The sequence below is a fragment of the Idiomarina aquatica genome (assembly GCF_004362895.1).
Taxonomy (GTDB): domain Bacteria; phylum Pseudomonadota; class Gammaproteobacteria; order Enterobacterales; family Alteromonadaceae; genus Idiomarina.
Window position 1 is genome coordinate 152,082 of record NZ_SNXI01000002.1, and the last position, 17,631, is coordinate 169,712.

Annotated in this window: 14 protein-coding genes; 5 read left to right on the forward strand and 9 right to left on the reverse strand. The window is 46.6% G+C overall.

All coding sequences use genetic code 11. The annotated features are described in order from the left end of the window. Positions 1–3: 3 nt before the first annotated feature. From DEU29_RS02700 to DEU29_RS02715, 4 genes are all read left to right on the forward strand, one after another. Complete coding sequence (locus tag DEU29_RS02700; protein ID WP_133538701.1) at positions 4–2,094, forward strand: secretin N-terminal domain-containing protein; 2,091 nt, start codon at positions 4–6, stop codon at positions 2,092–2,094. A 210-nt stretch (positions 2,095–2,304) separates the two neighbouring features. Then, positions 2,305–3,744 (forward strand): hypothetical protein, encoded by a 1,440-nt coding sequence (locus DEU29_RS02705; protein ID WP_133538702.1) that lies wholly within the window; start codon positions 2,305–2,307, stop codon positions 3,742–3,744. A 225-nt stretch (positions 3,745–3,969) separates the two neighbouring features. Beyond that, positions 3,970–5,352 (forward strand): tetratricopeptide repeat protein, encoded by a 1,383-nt coding sequence (locus tag DEU29_RS02710; protein ID WP_133538703.1) that lies wholly within the window; start codon positions 3,970–3,972, stop codon positions 5,350–5,352. 338 nt (positions 5,353–5,690) lie between these two features. Continuing rightward, positions 5,691–6,728 carry an asparagine synthase-related protein gene (locus DEU29_RS02715; protein ID WP_133538704.1) on the forward strand — a complete coding sequence of 346 codons (1,038 nt, stop codon included), beginning with the start codon at positions 5,691–5,693 and terminating at the stop codon, positions 6,726–6,728. Positions 6,729–6,757: 29 nt separating this feature from the next. Here DEU29_RS02715 and DEU29_RS02720 read toward each other — a convergent pair whose 3' ends face one another. From DEU29_RS02720 to DEU29_RS02760, 9 genes are read right to left on the reverse strand one after another with little or no spacing between them, the layout of a single operon-like run. After that, positions 6,758–8,005 carry an oligosaccharide flippase family protein gene (locus tag DEU29_RS02720; RefSeq protein WP_166635866.1) on the reverse strand — a complete coding sequence of 416 codons (1,248 nt, stop codon included), beginning with the start codon at positions 8,003–8,005 and terminating at the stop codon, positions 6,758–6,760. A 44-nt stretch (positions 8,006–8,049) separates the two neighbouring features. Beyond that, on the reverse strand, positions 8,050–8,793 hold the full coding sequence (locus DEU29_RS02725; RefSeq protein ID WP_133538706.1) for a glycosyltransferase family 2 protein: 744 nt from the start codon (positions 8,791–8,793) through the stop codon (positions 8,050–8,052). Between the two features lie 3 nt (positions 8,794–8,796). After that, on the reverse strand, positions 8,797–9,756 hold the full coding sequence (locus DEU29_RS02730; RefSeq protein ID WP_133538707.1) for an NAD-dependent epimerase/dehydratase family protein: 960 nt from the start codon (positions 9,754–9,756) through the stop codon (positions 8,797–8,799). Between the two features lie 7 nt (positions 9,757–9,763). After that, on the reverse strand, positions 9,764–10,657 hold the full coding sequence (locus DEU29_RS02735; protein ID WP_133538708.1) for a glycosyltransferase: 894 nt from the start codon (positions 10,655–10,657) through the stop codon (positions 9,764–9,766). After that, a complete protein-coding gene (locus tag DEU29_RS02740; RefSeq protein ID WP_133538709.1) occupies positions 10,654–11,733 on the reverse strand; it encodes a glycosyltransferase in 1,080 nt (359 codons plus the stop codon). The genes DEU29_RS02735 and DEU29_RS02740 overlap by 4 nt, the downstream gene beginning before the upstream one ends. Next, the gene (locus DEU29_RS02745) at positions 11,726–12,982 is read right to left on the reverse strand and encodes a hypothetical protein (protein WP_133538710.1); all 1,257 of its coding nucleotides are present in this window, start codon (positions 12,980–12,982) and stop codon (positions 11,726–11,728) included. The genes DEU29_RS02740 and DEU29_RS02745 overlap by 8 nt, the downstream gene beginning before the upstream one ends. Further along, a complete protein-coding gene (locus DEU29_RS02750) occupies positions 12,951–14,108 on the reverse strand; it encodes a polysaccharide pyruvyl transferase family protein (protein WP_133538711.1) in 1,158 nt (385 codons plus the stop codon). The genes DEU29_RS02745 and DEU29_RS02750 overlap by 32 nt, the downstream gene beginning before the upstream one ends. Positions 14,109–14,114: 6 nt before the next feature. Then, positions 14,115–15,020, reverse strand: coding sequence for a Wzz/FepE/Etk N-terminal domain-containing protein (locus DEU29_RS02755; RefSeq protein ID WP_133538712.1), 906 nt, complete (start codon positions 15,018–15,020; stop codon positions 14,115–14,117). A gap of 9 nt (positions 15,021–15,029) precedes the next feature. Beyond that, positions 15,030–16,364, reverse strand: a complete 1,335-nt coding sequence (locus DEU29_RS02760; protein ID WP_133538713.1) for a UDP-glucose dehydrogenase family protein — start codon at positions 16,362–16,364, stop codon at positions 15,030–15,032. A 170-nt stretch (positions 16,365–16,534) separates the two neighbouring features. Between DEU29_RS02760 and wecA the strand changes: the two genes are divergently transcribed. Beyond that, positions 16,535–17,614, forward strand: a complete 1,080-nt coding sequence (gene wecA / locus DEU29_RS02765; protein WP_133538714.1) for a UDP-N-acetylglucosamine--undecaprenyl-phosphate N-acetylglucosaminephosphotransferase — start codon at positions 16,535–16,537, stop codon at positions 17,612–17,614. Positions 17,615–17,631: the final 17 nt, after the last annotated feature.

Consider the following 17,631-nt stretch of genomic DNA (forward strand, 5'->3'; position numbering starts at 1 on the left):
CGCATGTATTTAAAGAAAACCATCGTTATAGCATTGGCAGTCGCACTTTCCGGCTGCTCGGTCCTACAAACAAGAGAAGTGACTAACGAAAAAGTCACGGTACAGAAGTCAGCTATCGAGGGTGGCGAGCTTTCCGAACGCATAGTGGATGAAACAAGCGCAACCAGTGAAGATGAAAAAGCCACCTCTTTGTTGACTCCTTCGGAGCGATTTGAACGCTTGGAAGTGATGCGGTTGCAAGAAGTAGGCGAGACGGATGTCGCAAGCCTGTCAGACCGATTCTCTACCGCAACGGCGGTTAATGTCACGTCAAACCAAATGCCGGTCAATGAATTCATCCATTACGTGATGGGTGATGTACTCGAAATAAACTACATTGTTGACACTAAAGCGGCGTCTGACAAAAAAGTTGTTACTCTGAATCTTCAGAATCAAGTTAATGAGCGTGAATTGTTCAATATCTCCCGCAGTATTTTAGAGCGTAACGGCTATCAGATTAGCCTTAAAGACAATGTCTTCTATATAACGACGTTAAGTGACTCCATATCACAAAACATGATTGTTGGTATTGGTAGGGAGCCCCAGAATGTCCCTCAGACGGATCAGCAAATCACTCAGATTCTGAGTCTTGACTACGGTTATAACAGCAAAATGGGATTGGTTTTACAAACCATGGCCGACGTGCAGATCAGGGAAGATGACAAGCAAGGCGTTTTGTTTTTGACTGGCCGCCGCACAGAGATTTTAAAAGCGATTGATTTTATAAACTTAGTCGATAATCCAAGCCCGTTGTCAAGAAATATCGGCATTCTTGAACTTGTTTTCCTGAGCCCACAAGAGCTTGTGGACCAGCTACAGCGCGTAATGGGAAATGAGGGGATAATGGTTGATACTCGTGCGAATCCATCAGCCTCGATTATTCTGACTCCAATCGAGACGACTTCGCAGGTCGTGTTGTTTGCGCGCGACGAAAAATTCCTTCAGCGCGCCCAATACTGGGCAAATCGCTTGGATAAGGCAGATAACTCGTCAGGAAGCCGGTATTTCGTATTTCAGCCTGAATTCGCCAGGGCTTCGGACTTAGGTGATAGCCTTGGGCCGTTAATCGGTCAGGTCAGTCCCGCGGGTAACAATCGCAGTGAACAATCCAGCGCCGGCACCAGTGCGAATGAACCGCGCCGTGCACAGGGAGGAAGCTCAGCTTCCGCGGAGTCTGAAAATCTAAAAATGATTGTCGATGAGCGCACCAACTCTTTAGTATTTTTCACCACAGGTGAAATATATAACAAGCTGCTACCGTTAATCAGGCGATTAGATACGCAACCAAAACAGGTGATGTTAGAAGTTATCATTGCAGAGGTCACGTTAAGTGACAGCTTTGAAAAGGGCGTTGAGTTTACGCTGCGCGGTAATGACCAGGTTGTGACTACTGAAGGAAGCTTCGGACTCGACGGCATCGGTGGTCTGACCTATGCGTTAACGGGTGTTGATGGTGACTTACGGTTTAAGCTTTTTCAGGATTCAAGTCTCGTCAATGTGTTATCTAGACCGAGCGTAGTGGTTAGAGATGGCGTTACTGCAAGCATTAGTGTGGGGACTGATATCCCGACTGTGGGTCAAACAACATCCGACCCTATCGCGGGAGAGAGACAAACGACTCAGATTGAATACAGGAAAACCGGTATTGAACTCAGCGTGACACCAACGGTGAATTCAAAGGGCGTAGTCATAATGACGATTGACCAAAGTATTAGTAACACGACCGACGGTGGCGTGAGTGTTGGCGGGTCACCCTCTATTTTTGAGCGAAGCATTAACACAGAGGTGGTAGCGGATAGTGGACAAACTGTTATCCTGGGTGGTTTGATCAGCGAGAACAAGACAAAGTCGGATACCAAAGTGCCCGGGTTAGGAAACTTGCCAATAATAGGTAACTTGTTTCGGGCTGATACCGATTCAACGGAAAAGACAGAACTTGTTGTTCTGGTGACTCCGCGTATCGTCGAGCGAAGTGACCAGTGGAAGAGTTTAAAGGATCAATTTCAACGTCAGTTTAACCAACTTGATCTTAACAATAATGTTATTGAAAACTGATGATGATTTTTATATTGTTGAATCGCACAATAACAATGAATTCAGTAAATTATTTTACTGAGTTTGTAAAAGAAGTGTTGACAGCTATTCAAGTGAATGAATAGACTGTTACCTGTCGTGGAGGTTCTCCGCCTTCGCGTGTTTTTAAAATATTGGAACGGGCGAGAAGACCCAAAGTTCCAGTTTCATGAAACTTGGAGAAAGGAAAATATGAAAACTTTCAATAAAACTCTATTAGCAGCGTTTGTTGCTTCAGCTTCTGCTGGCGCGTTTGCTGCTGGTGAAAAAATTACTGTTCCTGGTGCTAATGATGGCTGTTGGGACGAAGGTACTTATTACTGTGCATCAGTAGGTGCCGAAGGTCTTGCGTTGGGTAACGACGTAATTACCCACAATGGTTTTGACTTTGTTATTGATGCTGGTGTCACCGGTATGGATGACATTGACCGCATCTTGATTGAAGTTTCTGGTGCTCAATTTACCCTTGATGCTGACACTATTTTCGGTGATGAAGCAGTAGGTAACTTGACTAAAGATGGCGCAACCGTTGGTTCGTTTACTCCTCAGCTGCAAACTCTTAACTCTTTAGCTCTGAGCTTCGACGCTGGTGAAAACTTTACCACTACAGCTACACCAGGCGACTCAATGGTTAACGTTGAATTGCGTAACCTTAAACTTGACCTTGATGGCGCAGGTTTAGGTGATAACGTTCAAGTAACTGTCAAAGCACAGAAACTGCTTGGAACAAACAACTTTACTACTGTTAGCCAAGCTTCTGGTACAGTTGCTGAAGTGGTAAGCCAGTTAGGTCTGAATACGTTCTCCGGCACCTCTATTTCGACCCGTTACTCAGGCGAAACTATTAACGCGACTAACCGTTTATCGTTCACTACTGGTTCTGCACTAGAAACTACTTTAGGTTTGAGCTTGCAAGACCGTGGTGTTAACTACGCATCTGTTGAAGCGGTATCAGGCGGCGAATACGCGATGACTGTTACCGGCGACTTTGGTTTCTTAGATGCTGATGGCGACGGTGAGCTTGACGAAGGCGTTGCTGTTACAGCTGGTACTGGTGATATCGAATTCGCAGAAGACTTCAGCAGCTTCGTAGTAACCAACAGTGCTGCTGCAATCTCTGGTTCTGGTTCAAACGTGAACCAAGACGTTAAGATCGAGCTTGATGGCGAGCGCGAAATCCCTGAGCTTTCAGCTACAGGTACCATGGCATTCAACTATCAAACAGTTCTTCCTTCAAACACTGCAATCGGTGGTGGTACGTTCGAAGAGTCTGCATTGGTAGCAAGCTGGGCACTACAAGGTGTAACTACTACATTTAGCTACATGCCTTACGGTCCTAGCATCAGCCAAATCTTGTTCGTAACTAACAACGGTTACAATGATGGTCGCATCACTGTTTCTGGTTGGGACGAAGCAGGTAACAAATACGGTCCAGTAACTCTTGATAAAGTTGCTACAGCACGTGGCGTAACAAAAGTAACTGGTGAAGTAGAACAGGCAATGCTTGCGGAAGGCTTCTCTGGTCGTGGCGCACTTAAGTTAAGCATCACTGTTAATACTTCAAGCGCTGAAGTATATGGTGCATACAACGTAGGTGGTGCAGACCGCGGTTACGTTCCAGCACAGCAATAATCGCTTATTTGTACGATGTATAATATAGCGAACAAAAAAGGGTGGCTTTGCCACCCTTTTTTTTACTCATTATTAGGCTTAATAATTATCTCAATTGCTTATTGTGAGGTAATTTCAGTTCCATTCTACTTTGACGATAACGTCACCATTTTTTCAAAAACCGTACAGATTATTGCTTCCGAAATTTGGTCGCCGGTGACGAGGACAGTCGCCGACCTAAGCTTTATGTTGCAACGTAACTTCTTTGGTGATGTAGCTAGCGGCTATCACATTGTTTCAGTCGTGTTGCATGGTAAGGTATTTATTCTAGCCATCAGCGTTCTTCTGTCACAGTTGCAAGGCAGTAACCGCCAAAACCCCGGTGCGCTTTTAACTTTTACAGCAGTTTTGATGATTGCCCTATGGGCGATGTCACCCATAAATTCACAGGCTGTAGTATACGTCGCTCAGCAATATGTGCTGTGGTGTGCATTATTTTCCCTGTTGTCCCTAATTACTCTCATTAAGGCATACAACGGCCACCGAAGAATATTGATGACAGTTCTTACGCTGACTTTTTGGATTTTGGCAGTAAAATCAAAACAGACGGCATTATTTTTACCCTTAATTTATATTTGCTATACGCTGATATTTCACAAACGATTTTCGGATCATATGCGGCTACTACTGGCGGGTTTGCTGTTGGGGGTAACGCTATTAATCATCGCTTCGATTCAGGTTCCGACGATTGATCAGATAACTCGCGAAACATTAGCTGTGCCCCGGCTTGAGTATATTAAAGCCCAATCGGTGATTTTATGGAGCTACTGGGAATTAGTATTTTGGCCTGACCCCTTAGTTTTGGACTATGGCATTAGGGAAAATATATTCTCTGATGTTCAAGTTGCCATAGCAAGTATTGCTCATCTATTTGTTATTTCCGGGGCGATACTGGTCGCACGTAAGTTACCGTTTCTCACACTGGCGGTGTTATCCTTCTATATTTTGCATATAGTTGAATCAAGTTTTGTGCCTATTCAGGACTTTAAACTTGAACATCGAATGTACTTACCTTCACTTTTTTTCACCATATTTTTGAGTATTCAAATTATAAAGCTCCTTCCAAAACAATGGCTAAAAGTTGTCGCCCCTACTTTAACTGTCGTTGTTCTTCTGCAAGGCTATGTGGTTCATCAACGTATTGATGCGTGGAGTGAACCAGAACAGTTTTATCAACAGGAGCTACAAAATTCCTACCAAAAGTTTTGGCGAACAGAGAATCAGTTGGGTGCACTGTATTTGGAGAAAGGCCAATATCAACGCGCAGCCGAAATTTTTACAAAGTTGCTTCAGGATAAGACGGTTCCGAATAATGAGGCCATCTTACTAAATGCGGTCGCTGCTTTTTCAGGGCTTGAACGTTGGGCTATTGTGGAGCGATTAGAGAATATGATTATCCCACACTTCAGTCAGTTAACAGCGATAAACAAATCACGCCTGTTAATTAATCGCGCAATCAGATTCGCTGCAAACGGTGATTGTGACAGTGCTATCCAATCGTATGAAGAGTCAAAGCGCTATTCGGAGTATACCGAAGCTCACGAAGTGAGGCTGCCAGGTTGTTTGTGATAGCGGGAGAGCTTTAAGTGGGAAGGTTCATACGTACTGATCGTTTACGCTCGGAGGTGAAATGCTATCCAGTCAAGTCAGAAAGAGAATGTAGTTCTGGCTGTTTTTCTTTTTTCGGACTTGAGAATAGCAGTCCGGGAACTCACTCTTTTACTGCAGCCGGCTATGCTATAAGCCACTTTACGATTGTTGATGGATGCTATCAGGTGCCCGCTGGATGTGAAGTCGATTTGGACAAATCCAATTCGACAAAAGTATATTGGCAGTTTCTTCCGAGAAATGCGGACAATAGTAGGGGAGCTACTATTAGAGACGTTATTTCAAAGTTAGAAAACGCAATGACCTTAAATAGTGAGCAGCTTCGAAACCGCCAAATCGTGGTCCCATTGAGCGGCGGATACGACAGCCGCGCTATTCTTCTCGCGCTAGTAAAATTAGGATACAAAAATATTCTAACGTTTACCTTTGGACGCCCGTCCAGCCCGGAAGTCACCCTAAGCCATTCGATAGCAAAAAAGCTTGGTGTCAATTGGCATTGCGTTACCTACACCAAGGCGACCTGGCGTCGCTTAAAAAACGACCCCGAATTTAATCGTTATCTTCACTTTTGCTCTAAGGGCATTTCGGTGCCTAACGTGCAGGTCTATCCGGCATTGGAGCAACTGGTGAAACGGGGTGTTATTAAACCGGATGCGATCGTATTACCCGGCCACACGGGTGATTTTGTATCCGGAGGACATATCCCTGCCGAGCTGATGTATTCCTACGACGACGTTGAGCAGCTTCAACACTTAGGTAACGTCATTGTTAAAAAGCACTTTAAGTTTGACCGAAAGTTGCGTAAATCAGGACAAACTCCTGAGTATTTAATGGCGCAGTTACGAGAACGGTTTACACATTACGCGGGTAAGGGCTATCCGCTGGCGACGATGTTTGAGGCCTGGGAATGTTCGGAGCGTCAGGCTAAGTTTATTGTTAACTCGAACCGGTATTATGAATTTTTTAATCTTGACTGGTTTATGCCGCTCTGGGAAGACAATTTCGTCGATTTTTGGGTCGAGGTGCCGTATTCGCAGCGCAAAGATAAAAAACTGTGGATTGAGGCTGTCGAGCAACTTTGGCAAGACGTCACCGGTGAGAAAGAGCCTCTTGGGCATGCAGAAACTCACCTGGCAGACTGGCAGTTAAAGTGGAAGCATCGGTTGGATTACTTTTTTGATAACAACCATCTGCTACAACTCGTGCCATTCTCGCGCTGGTTAAAATATAAGCTCCATTTAAGTAATAAGAACGGTAGTTTGTATGGTTATCTTGCCGATGTCATGTTAGCCCGTTATCGGTTGGGTAAGCCGGAATCTCCTATTTGGCCAAAATAGCGATTTATACTCTTGGTTATTAATACTACTTAAGGCCGTCGTCGACTGGTAATAATTGCCAGCGATATAATCAATAGGTTGTGCAATAAACTGACCAACGAGTAGCCCGCGATGGCAACAAGCATTGAGTCATAAATTTCAGCGCCTAAAACCAAAGCGCCTATGCGCATGGTTAATGTAACCATATTAATAACCAGCGCCCAGTGCTGCACATGTAATACCATCACGGCTTTTAACGCGGGCGGGTTGGCAAACATTACCCACACCCATAACGCGAGCCACTGTGCCATCTCGCCGGCCGTTTGCCACTGCTTGCCGAAGGCGATAGAGAAAAGTTCAGGTCCCCACACAACAACAATACCAAATGGCACGGCGCCTAATGCCAGTAACGCGAGTGTTCCTTTAATAATGGTAGCAGTCAGTGATTTGCCTGAGTGCTGCAGTTTTGCCAGTTTGGGATAATAAACATCGCCCACGGCGCGACCTAACATAACAGACGGCGCGCTCATGATTGTTCGCGAAAGCGTATACCAGCCAGCAACGGCGGGACTAAACAAGGCGCTTAGTAGAAGCACTGGCAAACTAATAGACACAGCATTGAGGGCCTGCTGTGGCATTTGGAACAAAGGGAACTGGCGAAACTTTCTCAGTAAAAGTTTAAAGCCAACGTTAAGACGTGCTTTTTCGCTTAATTTTAACGAAGGACGGTAGCGACTGAGTAATAATACAAAAAATGCCTGCCCCAACGTTTGAATGACAATAAGCGTGAGCGCCAGCGGAACAAAGAGCCCCGCACCCACTTTACTACCGTTAACCAGAAACGACTGCAATATAGCAATGCGCGCAATACGTTTAAACTCACCCTGCCGGATGAGCCATTGCTGTAACACCTGATAAACACCAGCAAACAACATTGCAACCGGTAACAGCATCAAGTATCCCGATGCGCTGGAAAAGTTAAGGATATTAGCAATAGCGGAATGAAACAGTGCAAGCGTAATAAATACCGTCAGCGCAAGTGCATAGGTTGCTCTAAGGCACAACTGCATAAGCCGTACGGCGGTTTCGTCGCGCCTCGGTAAAACAATGGCAGCAGGCAGGGTAAGTGCCGCTAACGGCAGCAATACGTTAAGTAGTGCCACAAACGCCCCCAGTTCACCGATTGTTTCGGGGGAGTATAAGCGGGTGACTAATGGTGTAAATGCGATAGTTAGCGCCTGCGCACCGGCGGTACCTGACACCATAATCAGAATGCTTTTAATCAGCGTTGAACTCATAAGCTGGCGAGCTGCTGAATTCAGTTTAGGTATTGCGCGGCGCATCATGAATGCTTTTTTAGGCCAAGCCGAACGTAGTGCATAAACGTAAGGATTGTTCGCGGTAGCGACAACTTTTCAACATCACGGTAAAGCTGCCACTGGTAACTGAGTACCCGTAACTTATTATGGGAAATGCCACCATCTAACCGATAATTGGCCAGTGGCTCCAGAATGGCTTTGGCACGGTGCTCATCTTTGAGTATGTTTAGCCAAAGTGCCATATCCTGACGTTTACGTATAGCGGGCATATAGCGGGTGCCACAAAGCGCGCGATCATAAACGGCGGTTAGGCAACCAATAACGTTAGACTTTAGCAACTCGTTGTAGTCAGTTGTTTCTGGCGGGTAAAAGCTCTCGCGCTTGCCGTTACTGTCAAACCGGTCGTAAGCGCTGTAACACAATGCGACAGTTTCATTTTGCATGAATGCCAGTTGCTTTTCCAATTTATTCGGATACCACAAGTCATCCGCGTCCAAAAACGCGATATAACGCCCCTGAGCGCGTTTAATGGCGCTATTACGGGCTTTGCCTGCACCGCCATTTTCAGTCAGCTTTTCGAGTTTTATACGAGGCTCATTGTCGGCATATTTTTGTATTACAGCGACCGTATCATCATTCGAGCCATCATCGCTAATCAGCAGCTCCCAGTGGCGGTAACTTTGCGCCATAACGGACTCAATACTGGCCGCTATGGTCTGGGCCGAGTTATAACTCGGCATGATGATGCTGACTAACTGGTCGTTCATGGGTTATTTAAATTCGTTTTGAATAGTTTTACTGAGTGCCGCGGGCAAATCGACAGGAGGCGTAAACCCGGTTGCGTCACGATATTTGGAGCCAAACTGCGTGGTTGCGCAGAATTTTTTCACCCGAACCGAACTGATAGGAAACTCCCGGCCGGTAACTTTGGCCAGTAGGTCAAAGCCATAGCCACCGAGCATGCCCAGCGCATAGGGCAGCCGCAGTTTTGAGGGTTTCTTATCCAACGCCTGGTTGGCAATCGTCACCAGTTCATTAACGGGCAGGTCGGGCTTGTCGGCATAGTTAAAGACTTCCAGCGAGCCGTCAAAACTCAGTCGATGCTGAATAAAGGCGGCGACATTCTCGACGTAGGCCAGTGACTTCTTGTTGGTGCCGTCACCAATCATGATAAAGTTGCCCGAGGATATTTGTTTTAGGAGGTTATAGACGTTACCGCGATTTCCCTCGCCAAATACCACGGTCGGGCGGATAATCGTTAAGGTCCGATTATCTTTATCTTCCTCAAGCCATTTTAGGTAAACCTGTTCAGCTTCGTATTTGGACTGACCGTAATGGTTAAAATAATTGATATCACCGTCTTCAAACGTTTCTTGCTCAACTAGTCCGTAAATCGCTACGCTCGACGTGAAAATAATATGCTGGATATCGTTGTCCCGGGCCGCCTGGCAGACATTTTCAGCGCCCTGAACGTTGACGTCATAATAGCGTTGGATTGGCTGGACGTTATCCTTGTGTTCTGCTGATAAATTGATAATACAGTCTTTACCCTTAAGTGCGTCGCTTAGCTGCGCGGGTTGTGTCACGTCGCAAGGGATAACCAGCTGTGGGAACCCAGCGCTGGGAGCAATATCGAGGATCGAAAAGCTGACATTGTCTTGCTCTGACAATCGTTGGCACAACCGTGTCCCAATAAAACCTGACCCGCCAATAACTGCGACGTTTTTCATAAACTGCTTATCCTTTGTATCTAATTTTGCCAAGCGCACGTTTCAGGCCGCCAAAATACTGCTGTAAGAGTAAGGCGACAACAGAGCGGTAATTATAACGATTAACCCGGCGCACGGCCTCAAACCCGGTTAGGGATTGGCCTTTCATTTTTAGCTCGATGATGCGCATAGAGTTTAACTGATTTTTGCTCATCGTGTGACGATGCTTTTGCAAAAAAATGTCAAAGGCACGAGCGCGTTTCGCGGTGCTCTTGGTGATGCGACCTTGCTCGTGGTCGGTATACCAGAGGTAACTGGCGCTTTTTAATTTAATCGCCGGGCCGAAACGTTCCATCAGCCGCAACCAGGTGTCGTAGTCCTGCATGGCGGGCATTTCTGGGTCAAAGCCGTCGACACGTCTTAGGTAGTCTGTACGGGTAAATACCTGATTACCTATAAAATTATAGTGACGCATCATGTTCAGGGTAATTCGACCGTGGTCAAACTGCCGTGTGATCTGACCCTCAGCCGTCACTTCAGTGATACATGCAGCGACACAGGCTAATGGTTGTTTTTTTTCGTTATCGATAAACGCATCAAGCAGCTCTTCGACGCGCTGTGGAGCAAATGCGTCGTCGTCATCGAGCCCGGTAATAAATTCACCGTCTGCTGCGGCTAGGGCAAGGTTACGCGCGTGACAAGCGCCCTGTGGTGTCTCGTTACGGACAATTTTAATCTTAGCCCGCTGCTCATCGGTTAAGGTCTTTGCCAACGTATCTGCGGCTGGTGGCGCTGACCCATCATCGGCTACGATGATCTCGATATTCGGATAGCTTTGTGCAAAAACCGACTGTAGAGCGCGGTGCAGCATCTGCGGGCGGTTATGGGTCGCGATATAAACGGTAACTAACGGTTGTGTCATGAGGATTCATTCATCGTTTTCAGCACCTCAACCATGCGGTCGGTTGTGGCCGCCATTGAGAAATTTTCATGCGCATACTCAAAACCGGCCTGCGCTAGCTGTTGTGCCTCCCGGGTGTTGGCAATGAAACGTTGCATGGCCTGAGTCAGCTGCTCGGTGGACTCTGACGAGACCAGTAGCCCGGTTTTTTCATGCATGATGATCTCAGGTAAACCGCCGACTCTGGTGGCGATGGTAGGGCGCTGCGCGGCCAGCGCTTCAATAGCCGACACACCAAAGCTCTCGATACGGCTGCTGAGTACAACAATATCCATTTTATTAATTTCTGCGGGCACCTGATAACTGGGCACGACACCGACAAAGGTGACTTGTTCGCTAATACCCAGCTGTTGCGTCAATGCCTCAAGCTCTGCCCGTTGCGGACCGTCACCAACTAGCCTTAATTGCAGCTGCTGCTGTAATTCGGGGCTGGCACCATGATATAAGTCGGCAAAACTTTTAATCAGAATATCGATGCCGTAGCGATGGTCGAGTTTCTTGGCGGTACCGATCGTCAGGCTATTATGGCTGAAGGCCGGCCGTGTCGCGGCATAGTTTTCCAGTTGCACCCCAAATGGGGTGACGTCGACAGGGACGTCACCTATCAGACCCCTGACCTGTTTCGCCATATCGTGACTTGTGGAGGCAATTTTTGTGGCACGCTTTAATGACCAGCGGATCCAGGCTTTATGCAGAGCCGAGCGATACGGGAATTCATATACATCAGATCCCCACACCGATAAGAGGTAGGGGCGTTTTAAGCTTAAAGCGGCTAAGGTTCCGTAGCCGCTCGCAAAATGGACATGAATAATATCGGGATCAATGGCCGAGATGAGCCGCTTTAACGCGCTTCGGTTAAGGAAATACCCCTTAAACCCGCCATGTGGCAATTGCTTAATAGTAATTGCGGGGTCGTAAGGCTCGGTTGCCGCGTGTTGCGTTATTACGGTGACGTCATAGCCACGCGCAGCCAAAGCATGCGCCCATTTATGCGTGTGATTGACATTAGCAGGAGCCAGGATAGCGAGTTTAGTCATGGTTTATTGGGCTCCCTGAATGTACTTTTTCTTGTTGCTCGCGCTGATAGATGAGTAAACCTAAAAATAGATAGAGAGGGGGGTAATAGACCGCCGAACTTATCGCAACAATAGACATAAAAACCGGCGCGGCAAACACAAACTTGCTCCAGGGCAAACGTTTCACGTAACTTTTAATGAGAAAGTAGTAAAATAGATAATAACTAATGCCGGCGTAGACCAACACTTCAACGTAGAAAAAATGAGGAGAGAAGTATTCAACAGGCTCGCTCCAATTCACGTTCTTGAACGTAATATTAATAGAGCCCCAACCAGCGCCAAACAACCAGTCTAAGGGGCCAAACAGTGCCATCATGTCAAACATGACAAGTAATGCGTAAACGCGAATTGCCGACGAGAAAATTTCACCGCTTTCAGCTAAGCTCCTGACCAGTTCGGGTTGGGCAATCAAATCAGTGGCTTGAACGAGAGTTTTTCCAATAACGTTAACTTGTTCAAAAAAGATGGCGTAAAGAACGGGTGTGATGATGAAGATGAATGCCAGTACACCAATTCTGGCCCAGCGACTTTGTACCAGAGCAATAAACATGTACTGCAATAAAATACACAGGATTGCGATTTTGGCATCAAGCACGAAAGCGATGGGTAGAGCGATAGCTGTTAAGACATAAAACTTTGTCTTTGAGCCCAATAAGAAGATGCTCATACTAGCGAAAAGTACGGTAACAATGTTCGTATTTACGTTACTCCAAATGCCGCCTCCGACTTGGTGACCCTCTCCGGTCAGAGGCAGCATCGCCAATAATGAAAATCCAAGAGCATATTCTATGCATGCGAGCAATAGTGTTGCAGCAGCACTGTAAAAGAAAATAGCGACTAAAACGTCTCTTGCGAGCAGTTTATAAACTTCAATTGAAAACAGAAAAATAAACAGCGTAAGTATAAAATATGACAAATAAAGAAAATAGCGTGCGCTCAACTCACCAAAATAAAGATGCTTTAATAAGGAAAAGCTTAAAAAAGCAAACACAAGCAGCGCGACGCGATAGGTTCTGCGGGTTATAAACTTTGTTTTTAGTGCAGTCAGGTAGTAGAGCGTAAGCCCCAGAGTGATTACCAGAATAAAAAACTTAAGTTGAGCTAAGCCTAATAGCGGTGCGCATAACGCCGTGATGAGCAGCAGCCTGCCCATCAAAAAGCGTTGCTGAGATAGCGCGTTATTCTGTTCCGGTAATGGCTGCTTCGACATGGTTCCACATGCTCTGGCTAATCTCTTTTAGCTCTGCTGCTTTAGCCTTTAATGACCGCTGTTTATCTGCGGTCATCGCAGCTTGTAACGTTTCTTTAAACTGTTCACGAGAAACTTTAGGCGAAAGTAGAAATTCTGAAAACTGATAGTCTTCAAACAAACGCTCGTATTTATGACTCCAGCTCGTGCCTAAACATGGCGTTGCCTGAGATAATGCGCTTACACAGCCGTGAAAACGTGAGCAAATGACAGCTTTTGCCGCCCCGATTACGCCCTTTACTTCAAGAGGATGGTCGAGCTTTATGATTTCAACAGGCTTTTCAAGCAACGAATTAATTTTTTCGCAAATGGCTTGGTCACCGTCACCCTCGTGATTTAAAAACAGAGGTGTTAGTCCCAATTCGCGAATAGAGTCGATCGCGTTTTTAAATACATCGACATAGCGTTTCCGCCACTCGGGCATGTGGGTATTCTTTGCGTTAATCATATTGCTGTTAGGGATTAACAGTACAGTATCGTCCGCTATGCATAAGTGTTCGGGTACAGCGCCTTCGACTAGGTTGGTAAAATCCGGATATTGATGAAGATTATTTGATTCTCCAATCATGCCTTTTAAATGGTCAAAACTGGTTTTCTCACGCGCTGCAATAAATGTGGCAAGCGGCAAACTCTGGCTGAAATATTTTCGATCTGAGCTACGTGTAAACGGGCCGAAGGCCTGTGGCAAGAATACATAGGGTTGATTCCTGCGCTTGGCTCTTTTTAACTCTCCAGCGAGGTGAGGGGCCTTAAGTGCTCCCCATTGATCACCGTACGCGAAGCCAGAGGCGTCAAGCACTAAATCGATGTCAGCCTCGGTTATTATACCCCATTGATGTTTTAAATAATGCTTTATGGACTTGGGTAATCTATCTGCGAGTGCATTGAGATCAAGCCGGTTTTTTCGCAATGATAATTTCTGAAAGGCGTCTACCTGACAGCGCTTTCTATAGGGTGAGAACGGGTTTGGCGCTAAAACAATATCAGCCTCGGGCCAACGCTTGTTTATTTGTTGAATGACTGCGTGAAGCATTAATTCAGCGCCTTTGTTGACGAACTGAACGCCTTTGATTTCGATAAGTTTCATGAATGTCTATGACTGTCTAAGGTAGTGTCGTGTTAAAACAAAAAGAACGCTCAGAATGCCGCCAAGCAGCGTGATAACGATGCATATCAGAGGGCGATTCGGTTTTGCTTTATCTTCCGGGATAACAGCCGGATCAAGCGTTTCGAAGATATACTCGTCGCGGGCGTTAGCCAGCATCATAGTCTGTAGTTGGCGTTCGATAAGCTCTGCGAACACTTCCTGCATGTTGGCTAGCTGCGTGGTTTGTAGTTTTTCTTCCAGGTAAGCAATGCTTTTTTCGGCTTCGGTTACATCCCGAACCCGCATTTTTTCGTTAAGTTCGAAGAGTAAGTTACTGACCCATTCGGCGGCAACCGGTGCGGATGGATGAAAAACCGAGATAGTCGCGAATCCTGTCTCGGTATCCTCTTCAATCACCAATATGTCTTCGCGGAACGTATTTACGGCTTCCCATAAGGACGGTTTGGGTGTTTTGGGTGGTTCTACGTCGCGCACCCATTCATTACTTTCAGGGTTATAGATATCCGTATTGTAGCTGAGCTTACCGGATACCGGGTTCCACTCTTCGGCCGCCATGACTTGCGGCAAAATATCGTACTTTTCGATAAAGTCGCTTAAAAACGCACGTGAAGTCAGGATTTCAAGCGCGATAGCCCCTTTATCACTTTGTTGAGCATTGAGGTTCAGACCCGCAATGGCGCCCAGCCCCCCGAGTTGGCCAGCCAACCCACTCAGGCCACCATTTTTCGACTCTTCAGATTGTCCGACAGTAATTTCTGCTCGGTAAATATTAGGCAACGAGAGCGCGATGACGACGCTCAGTATGGCAAAAACAAGCGTAAAGCCAATGATGAAGAGCTTTTTGCGCCACAGGACTTGCCAGATCTCAATTATACTTACGTCGTCTTTCATGAGTTATCCTTAATTCCGACGCCCAATACCACGATAAACAAAACCGAGTTCTGCCATATCGACGGGGTCGAATAAATTACGACCGTCGAATATCATCGGCGTTTTCAGGTTTTGTTTCAATGTATCCCACTCCGGCGCCCAAAACTCTTTCCATTCGGTGCATAAGATCAATGCGGTGGCGTTTTCGGTGGCCTGATAGGCGCACTCGCAGTAGTGGATTTTACCGCTGGTGTCGGTGTCCAGTTGTTCTTTTTTAAGGTTATCCAGTGCTTGAGGGTCAAACACCTTAACATCGGCGCCCGCCGCTAGTAGAAGTTTAAGAATTTCCAGGCTGGGGGCTTCACGAATATCATCGGTATTCGGTTTAAAGGCGATGCCCCATAACGCAAAGGTTTGGCCTTGTAGGTTGTCGCCAAATTGATCAATCACGGCGTTGCCAAGCTTTTCTTTCTGCTTGGCATTGACGCTACGAACAGATTTTAACATTTCGGCGTCATAGCCCAGCTCGTTGGCACAGCTGAGCAATGCAATGGTGTCTTTCGGGAAGCACGAGCCGCCATAACCACAACCGGGGTAGATAAAGTGATAGCCGATACGCGGGTCAGAACCGATACCGCGACGCACGTCTTCGATATCTGCGCCGCATAAATCGGCAATGTTGGCCATTTCGTTCATGAAACTAATTTTAGTCGCCAGCATGCAGTTGGCGGCATACTTGGTCAGCTCTGCACTGACGTTATCCATGAAGATAATTTTGTCGTGATTGCGGTTGAATGGCGCATACAGCTCCAGCATCAGCTCGCGCGAACTGTCTTTATCGGTGCCGACGATAATACGATCCGGTTTGCGGCAGTCACTAAGGGCGCTGCCTTCTTTTAAGAATTCCGGATTGGAAATCACATCGAACGCGATGTCTTCGCCGCGCTCGCTTAGCTGCTCCTGAATCACCGCTTTAACTTTTTCGGCGGTTTTTAGCGGAACCGTTGACTTGATGATCACAGCAGCCGGCTGCGTCATTTTTTGGCCGATTTCTTTGGCAACGGCATACACCGCGCGCATGTCGGCCTGGCCTGTTGCTGACTCCGGGGTGCCGACGGCAATAAAAATGGCGTCCTGGTCTTTTATCGCCAGCGTACCGTCAGTGGCAAAGGTCAGATGACCTTTTTTCTGTTCGTTGATAATGACCGGTGATAAGCCCGGCTCATAAATATCGACAATCCCTTGCTTTAGGTTGTTGATGCGCTGCTCGTTGATATCCACGCAGGTCACTTTGTGGCCACACTCTGCCATCACCGCAGCCTGCACTAAACCCACGTATCCACATCCAAATACTGAAACTTTCATTGCACTGTCTTCTTCCTGAAATTTAGCCGCGCAATCATACCCCAAACCAAGGACTGAGAAAAGTAAAGCAAATGTTAATCTCGCTGAGTAAAGAACATTCACAGGTTGCTGAATTTAAGCTATTATTGCGGACATTTGTAAGAAGTCGACTTTTTATACACGGAGAGTCTATGCCAACCCTCGGGGTCATTTTGCTTACGTTCGTAGGCTGCGCTGCTGCTATGGCCTGGTTAAGCCCGGTAGCTGAAAAGATTGGGCTTGTCGACATACCAAATAAACGGAAAGTGCATTCCGGGCATGTGCCTCTTATCGGTGGCATAGCGATGTTCGGGGCGCTGCTTTTGTCGTGTTTTTTGTTCGCCCAGTATAACCAGCTGTTGTCTTTATACCTGATATCCTGTGGTTTTATTGTGTTTATCGGCGTTTTAGATGACAAATATGACCTGAAAGTGTCTTTACGCGTTGTTGCGCAGGTACTCATCGCCTCAATTTTAGTGTTTGGTGCTGAATTACACTTGCAACAATTTGGCGATTTGATGGGCTTGGGTGTCATTGAGCTTGGCGTTGCCGGCCCATTTATTACCGTTGTCGCGGTATTGGCGGCAATTAATTGTTTCAATATGGTCGATGGTATTGATGGCTTGGCTGGGAGTATGGCCCTTATCACCTTCCTGGGTATTGCAACACTCGGCGTACAAGGCGGGAATTGGAGTGTGGTTGTCCTGACATTTGTTGGGGCAACTATCGCCTACCTGATGTTTAATTTGCGCTGGCCAGCCCGACGACTCCCAAAAGTCTTTATGGGCGATGCCGGCAGTATGCTGATTGGTTTAACCGTTGTCTGGCTACTTGTCATTAATACGCAGGGTCCGGATTCAACCTTCAGGCCGGTGACGAGTTTGTGGTTAATTGCCTTACCGCTAATGGATATGACGGCAATTATGTTCCGCCGTATGCGGAAAGGGCACAGCCCGTTTGAGCCAGATCGAGAACATATCCATCACATTTTTCTTCGGGTAGGTTTTACCCCCATTCAGAGTCTGCTTATCATCAGCTTCGTCGGTGTTTTGTTTGCAACTTTCGGTGTTATGGGGGAGCTGTTTAATTGGCCGGCCTGGGTCATGTTCGGTACGTTTTTACTGCTGTTTGCGGGCTATTGTGCATCGCTACGGCACATTTGGGTGTTATCAAAGTGGTTCCGTCGCTGGCGGGGAATTGAACCTGAAGTCACCGAAAAAACGAAATATTAATAAAAACAAGGAAGGTT

What these genes read in the sequence shown, in the direction of transcription:
- DEU29_RS02700 (WP_133538701.1), top strand. Translation starts at nt 4, where the DNA reads ATGTATTTAAAGAAAACCATCGTTATAGCATTGGCAGTCGCACTTTCC.
- DEU29_RS02705 (WP_133538702.1), top strand. Translation starts at nt 2,305, where the DNA reads ATGAAAACTTTCAATAAAACTCTATTAGCAGCGTTTGTTGCTTCAGCT.
- DEU29_RS02710 (WP_133538703.1), top strand. Translation starts at nt 3,970, where the DNA reads ATGTTGCAACGTAACTTCTTTGGTGATGTAGCTAGCGGCTATCACATT.
- DEU29_RS02715 (WP_133538704.1), top strand. Translation starts at nt 5,691, where the DNA reads ATGACCTTAAATAGTGAGCAGCTTCGAAACCGCCAAATCGTGGTCCCA.
- DEU29_RS02720 (WP_166635866.1), bottom strand. Translation starts at nt 8,005, where the DNA reads ATGAGTTCAACGCTGATTAAAAGCATTCTGATTATGGTGTCAGGTACC.
- DEU29_RS02725 (WP_133538706.1), bottom strand. Translation starts at nt 8,793, where the DNA reads ATGAACGACCAGTTAGTCAGCATCATCATGCCGAGTTATAACTCGGCC.
- DEU29_RS02730 (WP_133538707.1), bottom strand. Translation starts at nt 9,756, where the DNA reads ATGAAAAACGTCGCAGTTATTGGCGGGTCAGGTTTTATTGGGACACGG.
- DEU29_RS02735 (WP_133538708.1), bottom strand. Translation starts at nt 10,657, where the DNA reads ATGACACAACCGTTAGTTACCGTTTATATCGCGACCCATAACCGCCCG.
- DEU29_RS02740 (WP_133538709.1), bottom strand. Translation starts at nt 11,733, where the DNA reads ATGACTAAACTCGCTATCCTGGCTCCTGCTAATGTCAATCACACGCAT.
- DEU29_RS02745 (WP_133538710.1), bottom strand. Translation starts at nt 12,982, where the DNA reads ATGTCGAAGCAGCCATTACCGGAACAGAATAACGCGCTATCTCAGCAA.
- DEU29_RS02750 (WP_133538711.1), bottom strand. Translation starts at nt 14,108, where the DNA reads ATGAAACTTATCGAAATCAAAGGCGTTCAGTTCGTCAACAAAGGCGCT.
- DEU29_RS02755 (WP_133538712.1), bottom strand. Translation starts at nt 15,020, where the DNA reads ATGAAAGACGACGTAAGTATAATTGAGATCTGGCAAGTCCTGTGGCGC.
- DEU29_RS02760 (WP_133538713.1), bottom strand. Translation starts at nt 16,364, where the DNA reads ATGAAAGTTTCAGTATTTGGATGTGGATACGTGGGTTTAGTGCAGGCT.
- wecA (WP_133538714.1), top strand. Translation starts at nt 16,535, where the DNA reads ATGCCAACCCTCGGGGTCATTTTGCTTACGTTCGTAGGCTGCGCTGCT.